Annotated in this window: 11 protein-coding genes; 3 read left to right on the top strand and 8 right to left on the bottom strand. The window is 68.5% G+C overall.

The window, feature by feature from the left end:
- Positions 1–15: 15 nt before the first annotated feature.
- The 3 genes from HEP73_RS06850 to HEP73_RS06840 all read left to right on the top strand — a co-directional run bounded on the left by HEP73_RS06850 (position 16) and on the right by HEP73_RS06840 (position 2799).
- On the top strand, positions 16–555 hold the full coding sequence (locus HEP73_RS06850) for a DNA-3-methyladenine glycosylase I (protein WP_185815712.1): 540 nt from the start codon (positions 16–18) through the stop codon (positions 553–555).
- Positions 537–1781: a hypothetical protein gene (locus HEP73_RS06845; RefSeq protein WP_185822611.1), complete on the top strand. Its 1245-nt coding sequence runs from the start codon at positions 537–539 to the stop codon at positions 1779–1781. Before HEP73_RS06850 ends, HEP73_RS06845 begins: the two co-directional genes overlap by 19 nt.
- A 100-nt stretch (positions 1782–1881) precedes the next feature.
- Positions 1882–2799 (top strand): DUF72 domain-containing protein, encoded by a 918-nt coding sequence (locus tag HEP73_RS06840; RefSeq protein ID WP_185822610.1) that lies wholly within the window; start codon positions 1882–1884, stop codon positions 2797–2799.
- A 73-nt stretch (positions 2800–2872) separates the two neighbouring features.
- Here the strand turns inward: HEP73_RS06840 and HEP73_RS06835 are convergent, their stop codons facing one another.
- From HEP73_RS06835 to HEP73_RS06800, 8 genes are all read right to left on the bottom strand, one after another.
- On the bottom strand, positions 2873–4015 hold the full coding sequence (locus tag HEP73_RS06835) for an FAD-dependent monooxygenase (protein WP_255423706.1): 1143 nt from the start codon (positions 4013–4015) through the stop codon (positions 2873–2875).
- A gap of 8 nt (positions 4016–4023) precedes the next feature.
- Complete coding sequence (locus HEP73_RS06830; RefSeq protein WP_185822609.1) at positions 4024–6075, bottom strand: LodA/GoxA family CTQ-dependent oxidase; 2052 nt, start codon at positions 6073–6075, stop codon at positions 4024–4026.
- A 36-nt stretch (positions 6076–6111) separates the two neighbouring features.
- Positions 6112–7407 carry a hypothetical protein gene (locus tag HEP73_RS06825; RefSeq protein WP_255423705.1) on the bottom strand — a complete coding sequence of 432 codons (1296 nt, stop codon included), beginning with the start codon at positions 7405–7407 and terminating at the stop codon, positions 6112–6114.
- A 630-nt stretch (positions 7408–8037) separates the two neighbouring features.
- Positions 8038–8712 (bottom strand): YitT family protein, encoded by a 675-nt coding sequence (locus HEP73_RS06820; protein ID WP_458309680.1) that lies wholly within the window; start codon positions 8710–8712, stop codon positions 8038–8040.
- A gap of 170 nt (positions 8713–8882) precedes the next feature.
- The gene (locus HEP73_RS06815; protein ID WP_185822607.1) at positions 8883–9485 is read right to left on the bottom strand and encodes an MFS transporter permease; all 603 of its coding nucleotides are present in this window, start codon (positions 9483–9485) and stop codon (positions 8883–8885) included.
- 50 nt (positions 9486–9535) lie between these two features.
- Positions 9536–11032 carry a GGDEF domain-containing protein gene (locus tag HEP73_RS06810; RefSeq protein ID WP_185823332.1) on the bottom strand — a complete coding sequence of 499 codons (1497 nt, stop codon included), beginning with the start codon at positions 11030–11032 and terminating at the stop codon, positions 9536–9538.
- Positions 11029–12297, bottom strand: a complete 1269-nt coding sequence (locus HEP73_RS06805) for a WD40 repeat domain-containing protein (RefSeq protein ID WP_185822606.1) — start codon at positions 12295–12297, stop codon at positions 11029–11031. Before HEP73_RS06805 ends, HEP73_RS06810 begins: the two co-directional genes overlap by 4 nt.
- Positions 12298–12454: 157 nt before the next feature.
- Entirely contained in the window at positions 12455–13585 is a 1131-nt protein-coding gene (locus HEP73_RS06800) for a PilT/PilU family type 4a pilus ATPase (RefSeq protein WP_185815706.1), read from the bottom strand.
- Positions 13586–13628 lie beyond the last annotated feature (43 nt).

The raw sequence follows: 13628 nt of genomic DNA, 5'->3' as shown, positions 1-13628 counted from the left end.
CGGAGTCCGCCCGACATGACCAGCTATTGCGACATCGCCCCCGGCCACGCGCTGCACGGCCCCTACCACGACGACGAATACGGCGTTCCGCAGCGCGCCGAATCCGACCTGTTCGAGCGGCTGGTGCTGGAGATCAACCAGGCCGGGCTGAGCTGGGAGCTGATGCTGAAGAAGCGCGCCGGCTTCCGTGCCGCCTACGCCGGGTTCGACGTGGACACGGTCGCCGGCTACGGCGAGGCCGACGTGCTGCGCCTGCTCGCCGACCCCGGCATCGTCCGCAACCGGCTCAAGGTGCACGCGGCGATCCACAACGCGCAGGTGATCCAGGGCCTGCGCGCCTCGCATGGCGGTTTCGCCGCCTGGCTGGATGCGCACCATCCGCGCGACAAGGCCGAGTGGATCAAGCTGTTCAAGCGCACCTTCCGCTTCACCGGCGGCGAGATCACCGGCGAGTTCCTGATGAGCCTGGGCTATCTGCGCGGCGCGCACCGCGAGGACTGCCCAGCCTTCGCGCGCATCGCGCGGCTGGATCCGGCATGGATGCGCAGCGCGTGAACCGTGCTGCGGCGCATGCGCATGCGTGCGTCGCAGACGCCGCATCGCAGTGGACACGACGGGCACGACCGACATCCTGGGCGGCGGCAACGCTGCTTGCGCTGACCGCCTTCAGCGCGGCGCAGGCGCGTGCGGCCGATACCGGGGCGACGACGCTGCCGCAGGTATTGGAACAGCTGCGCCTCGAGATCGAGGCCGAACCGGCCACCGACCCCACCCCGATCGACACGGTGCTGCAGCGCCACGCGGATACCACCGGCCTGAGCTTCGACATCGCCACGGTGGGTGCGGACGGCGCCGCGGCGCCGCCGCCCATGCAACCGGCCGGCGTCACCGCCGCCGAATGGCAGGCGTTGCGCACGTACCTGGGTGCCGCGAGCACGGTGCAGGACGACGTCTCCGAAAGCGGCAACCACCACTACACCCTGCTCGACCTGGACGAAGACGGGCAACGCGACCTGCTCGATACGGCCTATGTCGGCGGCACCGGCCTGTTCACCGAGATCGCGGTGCTGCGCCGCGATGCCGCGCACGGTTTCCTCGCTCCGCCCCACCCCGCAGCCGACGCGGAACCGGCGACGGCCGCGTTCAGCATCAACGGCCGCGGCAGCGACCAGGCGCTGTACTGGCTGCGCATCGACGGCCGCAGCTATGCGGCCTATCGCGACGGCGACTATTTCCAGGACACGCTGACCCTGTCGCGCCCGCTGTCGCCGCTGCCCGGCGAGCGCAGCAGCCCGCGCGTGCTGCAGGTGCGCTACCGCTACCGGCACACGCTGGCGCCGTCGCCAGATCCGGCGCAGGCCACGCCCGAGGACCAGGACGCGGCGCGCTGGCTGGCGCAGCACCCGCAGCTGCGCGCAGTCGCGGAGCTGGAATTGCAGCGCCTCGGCTTCGATGCGCAGGGCCGGCAACGCAGCCCGGACCCGAACGCGCGCTGCCCGGTGCCGGCCGGGATCGAAGATCCCGAGGAACGCGCGCAATGGCCATGGCGCGATGCCGGCCACTACACCTTCGACTACGTCGCCGACCTGCGCCTGCGGCGCGGATCGGACTGCTACAGCGCCAGCATCGTCGCCTTCCGCAGCAGCTACCTGACCTCCTACGCCGCCTGCTGCGCGCTGTGGCTGTACGCCGCGCCTGGCCAGCAGGCGGTGGCCGTGCCGTTGCTGTCCGTGCGCGAGCGCGCCAGCGTTGCGGTGATCGCGGCTACGCCGGCTCAATGAGCGCCGCACGCTGACCGTCTTGCGCCGCGCCGGCCACGGTCGACGCGGTCTTGCCATGGCATGCACGGCGCTTGCACGCCGCCGCCGGCATGGTCGGCGCATGAGCCTGCGTATCGGCATCTCCGGCTGGCGCTACCCGCGGTGGCGCGGCGTGTTCTATCCGCCCGACCTGGTGCAGCGGCGGGAACTCGAATACGCCTCACGCTGTTTCCGCTCGGTCGAACTCAACGGCTCGTTCTACTCGCTGCAGACGCCGAAGAGCTACGCCGCCTGGCATGACGCGACGCCGCCCGGTTTCGTGTTCGCGGTCAAAGGTCCGCGCTTCGTCACCCACCTGAAACGGCTGCGCGATTGCGAGCAACCGCTGGCCAACTTCTTCGCCTCAGGCCTGTTCGGGCTGGGGCCAAAACTGGGACCGCTGCTGTGGCAGCTGCCGCCGTCGCTGGCCTTCGACCACGCGCTGCTGGACGATTTCCTGTCGCTGCTGCCGCGCACCAGCGAGGCCGCGCTGGCGCTGGCCGGCAAGCGCGACACCGCGCGCATGCGCGAGCGCAGCCTGCTGCATATCGACCGCAACCGGCGCCTGCGCCATGCGCTGGAGGTGCGCCATCCCAGCTTCGCCACGCCCGCGGCGATCGCGCTGCTGCGCAAGCACCGCGTCGCCCTGGTGCAGGCGGACACCGCCGGCAAGTGGCCGTACCTGGAGGACGTGACCGCCGATTTCCTGTACCTGCGCCTGCACGGCGACGCGCAGTTGTATGCCAGCGGCTACAGCGACAAGGCGCTGGACGCCTGGGCCGAACGGATCGACGCCTGGCACCGCGGCGGCGAGCCTGCCGCGGCGCAACGCGCAGGCCCGGCCGCCGCGCGGCGCGCGCGCCGTGACGTGTATTGCTACTTCGACAACGACATGAAGGTGCATGCGCCGTTCGATGCGCGGCGATTGGCGCAGCGGCTGGGCGTGCCGACGCCGTGTCCGGATCGCGCGCAGCCGCTGGACGCAGCCGAAGAGGACTGAGCGATTCGCCGCTGCGCGGTCGCGCCGGGCACGGGCTGCGCTTCGGCCAGGCAATCGAGGAAAACGCGCACCATCACCGCGACAGGCGCGCCTGCCAGAACGGCGACTGCGGCCAGCGCCGTTCGCGCGCATACAGCGAGCGGCGCACGCGCAGGTGCTCGGTGAAGCGCGCGAATACGCGATCCTGGTAGCTCGCCAGCGCCGCCGGCCCCGCGCCGTGCAGATGTTGCGCCAGCGCCTGTCCGGCGGCCTCGCCGTCCTGCAAGGCCTTGACGATGCCCTGCGCGGCGAGCGGGTCGTAGGCGCTGGCCGCGTCGCCCACCGCCAGCCAGCGTTCGCCGACCACCCTGCTCAGGATCGCCGCCGGCGCCAATGCCGCCAGCAGACCACCGTTCTCCGGCAGCGTCGCTGCGCCCTGCTGCAACCAGCGCGCCACATGCTGCGTGGCGCTGGCCGTGGCCGACCATACCGCGGCGTCGCGGTAATGGCGTTGCCGCGCGGGCTCCACCGCCAGCGCCACCACCATGCGCTTGCCCGGCAACTTGGCCGCATACCACCAGCCGTCGTGGCAGGCCTCCAGCAAGGCCTGCGACGGGATCGCCTCGGGGCGCTGCAGCGCGACCACGGCCGCGACGAACCCCAGGCAATCGACTTCGTTGCGGGCCACGCCCAGGCGCCGCACCGCGGCGGCAGCGATGCCGCTGGCATCGACCAGGAATCCGGCCGCCAACTGGCGACGGCGTCCGTCCTCGCCGCGCAGTTCCAGCAGGTAGCCGCCGTCCTCACAGCGGCCGATGCCGCACAAGCGCAGGCCGCGCAGCGACGTGCCGCCACGCGCGGGCACCGCAGCGGCCAGCATCGCGTCGAAGGCGCCGCGGTCCACATGCCAGCCCTTGCCCTGCCCGGCGACGATGAAATCGTTGTAGCCCAGCTCGGGCTTGCCCCAGCTCGCGCAGCTGCCGGCCGAGGGCAAGGGCGCCTGCGCCAGGAACGCGTCCCACACACCCAGGCGCTGCAGCACCGCCGCGCTGGTCGGCGGCATCGCCTCGCCCAGCCGCCAGCCGGGCGCGCGGCCGAGATCGATGACCACCGCATCCTCAACCCCGTGCGCGGCCAGCGCGAGCGCGGTGGCGCAGCCGGCGGCGCCGCCGCCGACGATGGCCACGGCGTGGCGGTCGCTCGCCGCGCAGCCGCTCGCCAGCCTGCGTGCTGCCATGCCTACGATCAGGTCTTGGGCGGCGTGTACTTGGGAATGTCCGCCATCGGCCACGGCGCCACGTAGTCGCTGCCGATGTCGAACAGGCTCTGCACTTCCAGGAAGATATTCGCGGGATAGGCGGGCTTGCCGTCGGCGGCCGGAATATGCGCGCCGCTGATGACGAAGCCGACCTTGGCCCAGTTGTCGACGAAATCCTGGTACTGCTGGAAGCGCCCCACTTGCGCTGGGTAATCGCTGTCGGTGCCGGTACCGCGGACCGAATACACCTGCTGGCCTACGCTCCAGGTCAGGTCCCGCGGATCGAAAGTGCACAGCGAGACCGGATACACCGCAAACGGCCGTTCGGCCGGCCATGACCAGAACAAGGTGTTGTTCACGCCTGGATTGGGATCGGGCAGATGGGTGGCGCATGAGTTGTAGTCGGTGTGCCAGGGCACCGACATGAACTTTGAGATGTCGCCCGGCTCCACCGGCTGGGTCTGCAGCGGCACGTAGCCGAAGCTCAGGAACGGCGCGCCGGGCGTCGCCTTGCTGTAGTCCAGCGGTGCCTGGCGCACGCGGAACGGCCCGCAATCCTGTGCCTGCCAGTCCTGCACATAGAGGTTGACGTCGCGGATCGGGAACGACACCTCGATGCCCGGGCTGTAGCGGCCGCCCAGGCAGTTCTCCAGGGTAATGCGATCCAGCGTCTCGCCCGGTCCCAGCGCCGGCCCGGCGCCTTGCGCGTAGGTCTTGTTGTGCCACTGGCCGAGCAGGAAGTACTGGGTCGGGCTGACGGTCAAAAAACTCTTGGCCGCATCGCCGAGCGACAGCGGCATCATCGGCGAGCCGGTCTTGATGTCGGCCGCCGAGTCCGGGTCGCGAATCAGCGTCTTCAGGTTGGGGATCTTGACGGTGGGATCGTCGCTGGGCGTGATCGCGCCGATCATGTCGTGGCCGCGGATCGCAGCGGACGGCAGGTTGGTGTTCCAGCGCTGCAACATCGCCGCATGGAAGATCGGCTGGATGTCGTCGCTGAAGGACGGCTGGTAGCTGGCGACGAAGCCGTTGCCGGCGTAGAGCGAGGGCACCAGCCCGAGCTGGCGCACCCACACGTCGTAGACGTCGTCCCAGGTCGAGACCACGTTGCGAGTCTGCGGCGCATAGCCGGGATCGCCAGTGACGTACCAGGCGCCCTGCACGCTCGCGCTGGAGCCGTCGTCGAACAGCAGCACCGCGTTGACCGGGCCGTCGGCGGCGTCGTCGAACCACAGGCCGTTTTCGGTCGCGTCGTTCAACGGCGGCCACTGTCCGTTCTGCACCACCGCCACCGTCCTGGCGAAACCGCCGGCGACGATCAGCCCGCCGCCCTGCTCCACGTGCAGCTCGCCCAGCGAGTCGATCGGACCGAGCGGTTGGTGCAGCTGGTGGAAATCGTCAGGAAAGCTCTTCGGATAATCCACCGTCTGGATGCTGCCGGACGCATCGGCGTAGCTGGCCGCTGTGGACTTGTCGAAGTCGACGAGCTTGCCGGTCCCACTGGCGGCGCTGATCGCGCGCGGGCCGGGATCGATGACCAGCTGGCGCAGGCGGGTCGGATCGTGGGGATCGCTGGTGCCCGCATAATCCGGATTGCGCAGCTGCAGCGGGCTCTGCGGCGAAGGCGGATACGCCTCGATGCCGATGAACAGATTGCCCTTGCTCACCGTCGAATAGTTGTTGAGTTTCTTGTTGGCCAGATGCACGGTCCAGACGATGTCCTTGACCGTCTTGCCGTCGATCGTGCTGCCCACATCCACGCGTGTGCCGCCACCGTTGGGATACGTGCCGGAACTGCCGCTGGGATAGGCGTAGATGTGGAAACGCGCGGCCTGGCGTTTGACGTTGCCGTCGGCATCGCGGAACTGGTCGGCGGTGATCGGCGTGGACTCGGTGCCGGGCTGCACCGGCAACCCGCCCATCAGACCGTCGGCGCCGCGCGCGCCGGCCGCGGTCACCGGCGCCAGATAGAACTCCTGGCTATCGCCGACGCGGCCGATGCCGATCGCCGGGTGCACTCGAAACACGTTGCTGGACATGATGATTTGCTCCTGATCCGAATGGAATGGCGCGCATCAGCGCTGCGCGGCCGGCCGCGGCGCCGGCGGCGCCTTCTGCGGCAGCTGCGCCTGGAAGTAGTCGTTGATCACCACATGGCTGATGTTGACGTTCAGCCCCGGCAACGACTGCGCGCGCGGATCGGGCGAAATCACCTGGGTGGTGTTGTGGCAGGCGAAGCAGTTGTTCTGCGTGCTCTGCACCTGGGTGAAGGTCTCGATGGTGGAATTGGACAGGCGCATCGAGCCGGTGAGCAGCGGCGATTTTTTATCCGGTGGCACGCACTCCAGGGACGAGCCGGGCTGGAAGGTGCAGTTGGGCTGCAGCGCGTCCAGCTGGTTGAACCAGATCGCACCGACCTCGAAGTAGTTCTTCCACACATCGTTCAACTGTCTCTGCGCCGAGGCGTTCATCGACATGATGTTGGGGATATTGCAGTCCGTCGCCCCGGGCGGACACGGCTTCTCCCCGCCGTACGGCACCATGCGGCACACCTGGGTGACCGGGCTCAGCGTCTGCGTCTGCGCGTTCAAGGTCAGCGCACCGGAACCGGCTGCGTTGAGATTGCACTGCTTGAACGGCGTGCCGGCCTGATAGAACGTCCAGTCCTTGCCGGAGACGATGTCGTTCGGCTGCATCTTCTCCATCGGCTGCGGCAGGTCCGGCGCATTGGCCTGGTGTTCGAAGGTGGCCCAGATCATTTCCGGATGGCCGTTGACCGTGCCGCCGATATGGAAGCCGACCAACGCCACGGTCTGGGTTTCGGTGTCGGCGGTGGCGACGATCTTGCCCTTGCGCATGGCCAGCTTCGCGATCTGCGCTTGGCGCGTATAGAACGTCGACACGTCCTCGCCCGGCTGCACCACCTTCCACGCCGCCTTCAGGGTCATGCTGTCCACCGGGAAGGCCTTTTGCGGATCGAATCCACGCAGCGCCTGCGGATCTTCCAGGTTGTTGCTGGCGATGAACTGGCCGAAGACGTCGTTGGAGTGGATCGAGTAATAGATCGCGCGTCCCTTGCGATCCACCAGCACACCGTCCGGCCCCGCCTGATCGATCAGCTCCACGGTGCGCGCCTGCTGCGAGCGGCCGATCAGCGGATCCAGCACGCCGTCGGCGACACCACCGATGCCGTCGGTGGGCATGGTCAGGAAACGCGGCTGCCCGCCCACGTCCTGGGTCAGCCACAGGAACGCGTTCCACGACCACTGATGGAACTCGCAGTTGCTGCTAGACGCGAATCCGGCCGAATCCGGTGGCGGTGTGTTCGCATGCGGAAACCAGTCGGCTTGTGGCAGGCATGCGGGCGGCATGGGTCGGGTCGCCGCCGCCGTCGCCGACGGACGCGCCACAGGCGCAGGCCCCTGGTCTGGACCGGTGGGAGAATGGTTCACGGCCGAACACGCCATGACCAGGATGCAGGCAACCGCCGCGAACCCTATCGCACGCTTCATCGCATTCTCCTTCGGTGCTCGAAAGACAGCTGAAAACGCCACTTCCATGACGGCGCGCGGCCATGCGGCAGCTCGCGATGCCGAACCGGCAAGCGCTGAAGTATCTAGATCGATTTCCCCATCGCAGGCACGATGACTCCCGTGAATCGCGTCATGTCATCGCGCGTATTTCCCTCGCCTGCGCAGCCAGCATGCGCCGCCGTCGCGCGTGCCCACAAGGCCATTTCGTAGACACACGGAATATCCCGTAGACAGTTGCATCCACGGCCGCATGGCGGCAGTCGCTGGATCGGGGCGTGTTCGTGCGGCATGCAGTGCGTATCGATGGAATGCGTCTGACGCGCGCTTTTTGCGAAACAGCTGCGGCATGCAGGGAATCGGAGCATTGTTGCGAAGCGGCGAGCAGCGTGGCATCCGCCCTTGCCGTTCGACGCGGCACCATACGCATCGCGCCAAGCACACCAAGCAGCAGGCGCAGCGGCCTGCCACTCACACGCCCATGTAGCGCCCGGAGCGGTGGTTGAACATCAACACCAGGCTCAGCACCACCGCACCGATCGCCGAATACAGCACCTGCTGCGGCGACAGCACGAAGAACGCAGCGAGCATCAGCGCGCCATCGAAACTCATCTGCACCTTGCCCGCGCTCCAGCCGCGGCTGCGCTGCAGATAGACCGCCAGGATGCCGACGCCGCCGAGGCTGGCGCGGTGGCGGATGAAGAACAGGATCGCCAGCCCGACCAGCGCGCCGCCGACCAGCGCCGAATACAGCGGCGTCATCGCCGAATACTGCGCCCAGCGCGGCAGCAGATCGGTCAGCACCCCGCAGGCGGCGACCGCGGCGAAGGTCTTCAAGGTGAATTCCCAGCCCATGCGCCGCACCGACAGCCAGTAGAACGGCAGGTTCACCAGCACGAACATCAGGCCGAAGTTCCAGCCCAGCGCGTAGTGCAGCAGGAACGCCACCCCGGCCATGCCGCCGATCATCAGCCCGCCCTTGGCGAACACTGCCAGGCCCAGCGAGGCCACCAGCGTCGCCAGCAGCATGCCCTGGATGTCTTCGGCCACGCTGTGCCGCAGCGCCTGCGCATCGAGCGCGGTGCCGGCCGAATCGGCAGGCGGCGTCAACGGCCCGGAGGTGACGACGGTGCCGTCGTCGGGCAAAGGGTCCAGGTCCGGACGCAGATCGGAATCGGGGAGGCTCACGGGGAATAGGCACGACGCGGGGTGCGGTATTAGACACCAAGCCGGGCGGTGGTTGCAGGTGAAACTTCGTCCGCGAATCGCGAGCGCATGCCTGGACCGGCGCTGCGTCGCCATCCCGGGATGCCGGCTCAGCGTGGTGCCGGCAAGTTCACATGAATCGGTTGCTGCAGCAGAACGTTGAACACCAGCACAAAGATCGCCAACGCAAGGAATGGGGCAGCGATCGCCAGCCATCCCCACGTCCACGCGGTGAACCGCTCCTGCGGACGTTCCGGCAAGCCGCGCGCCCGCTTGAAGCGGACCAGGCGATGGTTGATCGCGAGCAGCGGCGTCCACGACAACAGTGCCAGGAACGACAACCGCGACGGCCATGCCGACAGCAGGCTCAACCCGACGTAGACCAAGGCCGGTCCCCACCAACCCAGCGCCGCGCGACGATGCGCGCCGATCAAGCGATCGAGCGTGCGGAAGCAGGCGAAGATCCAGATCAGCGAGAACACCGAGCGCCACACCGGCGAGATGCGCCGGCGGCCGGAGATCAGGCGGATCGCCTGCCAATTGCGGTAGAACCAGTACAGCGCGTACCAGCCGAAGGTGGTGGCGCACAGCAGCGCCAGCTTGGCCGCCGACGGCGCGAACAGCGTGGACAGGGGATCAGTGGCAGGGGCCATCGCGGGCGCGGCATCAGGCAGCGCGGCGGCGGGGACGGCATAGGGGTTGTCTATTTGCATGCGTGGCACTCGGCCGATGCGTTTGTCGAATCGCGCCGCGTCGACCGCGGTCAGCGAGCGAAGGCGCGGCGCTGCCGCTTGTCCGCGTACATCTCCGCATCGGCGCGTTCGAGAAGTTCCTCCAGCGCCTCCGCGTCCAGATCCCGCCGGTTGCACAGGGCCAGGCCGAAGCTGGCCGACAGCCCGGTCGCGAACCCGTCGTCCTCGCCGGGCTTGGCAAGCGCCCCGCGCAGCGCATCGGTGAGCCCGCGCGCCTTCTCCGGCGTGGTCAGCGGCAGGTACAGCGCGAACTCGTCGCCCCCGAGGCGCCCAAGCAACTGGCCCGGCCGCAGACAGCTCCGGCACCGCTTGACGAAAGCACGCAAGGCCGCATCGCCGGCGGCGTGTCCGAACTGGTCGTTGATCGCCTTGAGGTTGTCCATGTCGGCGACGATCACCGCCAACGGACGTGGCTCCTGCGCGGCCAGTTGCAGATCGTTGAGCACCTGCTCCAGGAATCCCGTTCGCGACAGCGCCCCGGTCACCGGATCGCGCACCAGCGCATGGCGCAGCCGCGTGTTGTCGGCGTAGAGCCCGGGGACGGCCAGACCGAAGTAGCTGTTCGCCGCCAGGCTGATCATGGCGAACTGCAGCGCGAGCGCCTGCGCCTCGAGCCGCAGCAGCGGCGTGGCCAGTGCGATCAGCAGGCTGAAGGCGGCGATCGCCACCAGCGCCTGCAGCATTCCGTGGGTATGCACGATCCACAACTGGATCACCACCACCACGAACAACGCGAAGACCACCGCCGGCTGCCGCGGCAACGCGGCCGCGAGCCACACCACCGCCAGGGTGACGCCGAGCAGGAGCCCCAGCTTGACCAGATAGCCCGAGGCGCTTCCGCTAGGCGCGATCATCCCCGACAAGCGCGGGATGCCAGGCCGCGGCGCGATCTGCAGGGACTCGGCCAGACGCAGTAGCGCGAGGATCGCCAGCGGGCCGAGCGCCAGCAGACCGGCGTAGTCGCCGATCGCCCACGGGATCGACTGGGCGAACATGGTCGGCAGGTCGATGGCGCCAGTGACGACCAGACCCGCGCCGCCCAGGCAGGCAGACAGCAGCGAGGCCACTCCGCCGCCCAGGATGAAGTAGGTGACCGCACGCGGCAGGCTGGTCGAGGACATCCCCTGGCCGACCCGGCGCAGCAGCCAGGCCAGGCCGCCCCAGATGCAGAAATGTTGCGCGGTGAACAGCATCGCGTACTGCAGGACCGCCCGATCCGGGACGACCGTGTGGCCGGTCGTGCGATAGAAGCTGAGCAGCGTGGCCAGCACGCACGCGATGGCGATCGCCGGCGCACCGCGCCAGCCCAGTACCATGAAAGCGGCCAGCGTCACCGCCACCGGCGGGAACCACAGGCTGGCATGCGCCTGATATCCCAGGACCCGCGCCAACTCGAAGCCCGCCAGCCACGCCGCCACCAGCGCCGCCGACAGCACCAGCAGCGCGCCGGGACGGCGCGGCGCCGCGGCGCGCGTGCGGAACGGCGCCTCGGCGTCCCAGCCTGTCATCCATCCGCCTCCGGCCGGCTCCGGGCGGTGGCCGAACCGGGGCCGACGAACGCGGTGACCGAACTGTCGTCGCTGCCGCCCACCACCACCGACGCATCGGCGCTCAGACGGATCGGCCAGCTCATGTTGCCCGCGGCCCAGTTCCATTGCAGCGCGCCATCGCTCGCATCCCACAGGGTAAACCCGCCTGGCGTGCCGTCGGGGTGGCCATCGGCCAGCCCCAACCAGCGCCCGCTAGGGTCGAATGCCAGGCAGTTGGGCGAGTACTGGCTGGACGCCGTCCACTGCGGCTGGGCCGCGCTGCCGGTATCGGCGAACACGGCGACGATGCCGCCCTGCGTGAGGTTGCCGGCGATGGCGACCTTGTCTCCGGCGCCATCGCAGGCCAGCCCGTAGATGGTCTTCACGCCCCCCGGCGCCGCCACGCTCCAGGCCGGCGCGGGCGTGCGCTGGAACGCGGCCACGTTGAACGCGTACAGCGTGCCGTCGCCGGCGCCGGCATAGGCCCTGCGCCCATCGCCTGACAGCGCCGCGACATGGGTGTAGGCGCCATTGGGCAACTGCCAACGCGCCAGCGCCGTCGGTTGTCCGGACGCGATCGAGAACAGGATGATCTCGCCGTGGTAGCTGGCCACCAGCCCGGTGCTGCCGTCGATGGAGAGGCCCGTGGCGACGACGGTGTCGCCGGCAGCGCTCAGCGTGATGTACACAGGCGCGGGGAAGTTTGCGGCGGCGCCGGTGCGGCAGAACAGATAGCCCTGATCGGCACCGGCCAGCAAGGTCAGCCCGCGCCCATCCAGCGACACCATGTTGCCGCGGCCCCCAGTCAGCGGATACGACAGCAGCTCTTCGCCGCCGGGCACCGACCAGGCACCGATGAAGCCCGCGTACGGATTCTGGCTCCTCCAGCCGCAACTGGCGACGGTACTCCCGTTCGCCGCGACATCGACCCAATACACGCCCTGCCAGCCGTCGAATTCCTTCGCCAGCAGCGGCTGGCCGGTACGATCCCAGGCGTAGGTGCCGAAGGTCCCGTCCTGGTTGCCGCGCACATCGCTGCGCGTGGCGGCAGGGTCGATGCGTTCGAAAATCTTGCGCTGGGCGACGGGCACGGCGTCCAGCCCGGCACTCTGCGACCCGCCGCCATAGTCGTGGAAGAAGGTGCCGGCGGCGATGACATCGCCATCGCCGGACACCGCCACCGAATTGATGTAGTAGCCGGCATGCGGCTGCGTGGACCAGAGCACTTCAGGCGCGTCGTTCACGCAGACTCCTTCCCTTTGGTTGAAGAGTCCTCGATGGACCCTGCGAGCATGTGGCTGAAAACACGACACCGGTTGACGAACTGGATATAACCGGGATCACGTCGACTCCGTGTCATCGTGCCCTGCGCCTGCCCTCGCGATCGCCGGCCAGGCTGGCTCAGCGCACCTCGGCGATCTCCACCCCGTCCATGCCCTGCGCCAGGGTCTTGGCGTCGCCGCCCTGGGCGAGCTTGATGCGCAGGCGCACTTCGTTCTGCGAGTCGGCGTGGCGCAGCGCGTCTTCGTAGCTGATCTCGCCGGCCTGGTACAGCTCGAACAGGCTCTGGTCGAAGGTCTTCATGCCCAGGTTGGTGGATTCCTTCATCACGTCCTTGAGCTTGTGGATCTCGCCCTCGCGGATGTAGTCCTGCACCAGCGGCGTGCCGAGCATGATCTCCATCGCCACGCGCCGGCCCTTGCCGTCCGGGGTCGGGATCAGTTGCTGGGCGACCACGCCGCGCATGTTCAGCGACAGGTCCATCAGCAGCTGGCTGCGGCGGTCTTCGGGGAAGAAGTTGATGATGCGGTCCATCGCCTGGTTGGCGTTGTTGGCGTGCAGGGTGCACAGCACCAGGTGGCCGGTTTCGGCGAAGGAGATCGCGTGGTCCATGCCTTCGCGGGTGCGCACCTCGCCGATCATGATCACGTCCGGCGCTTGGCGCAGGGTGTTCTTCAGCGCGTTCTCCCAGCTGTCGGTGTCGATGCCGACTTCGCGCTGGGTGATGATGCAGCCCTCGTGCTTGTGCACGAACTCGATCGGGTCTTCGATGGTGATGATGTGGCCGGTGGAATTCTGGTTGCGGTAGCCGATCATCGCCGCCAGCGAGGTCGACTTGCCGGTGCCGGTGGCGCCGACGAAGATGATGATGCCGCGCTTGGTCATCGCCAGGGTCTTGATCACCGGCGGCAGGTTCAGCTCGTCGACGGTGGGAATGCGCGTCTCGATCCGGCGCAGCACCATGCCGACCTGGTTGCGCTGGTAGAAGCAGCTGACGCGGAAGCGCCCGACCCCGGCCACGCCGATGGCGAAGTTGCACTCGTGGGTCTTCTCGAACTCCTCGCGCTGCGCCGGAGTCATCACGTTCAGCACCAGGTCGCGGCTCTGCTGCGAGGTCAGCGGCGTCTGCGTGATCGGGGTGATCTTGCCGTGCACCTTGATCGCCGGCGGCATGCCCGACGTGATGAACAGATCCGACGCCTTCTGGTGCGCCATCAGTTTCAGGAACGAGGTGAAGTCGATGGTGCTCATGGCTTGAACTCCGGGATTGGGGATTGGGGATTCGGGATTCGCA

Source organism: Xanthomonas sp. GW (assembly GCF_014236815.1).
In the GTDB taxonomy this organism is placed as follows: Bacteria; Pseudomonadota; Gammaproteobacteria; order Xanthomonadales; family Xanthomonadaceae; genus Xanthomonas_A.
This window is presented reverse-complemented; position numbering and strand designations above follow the sequence as displayed.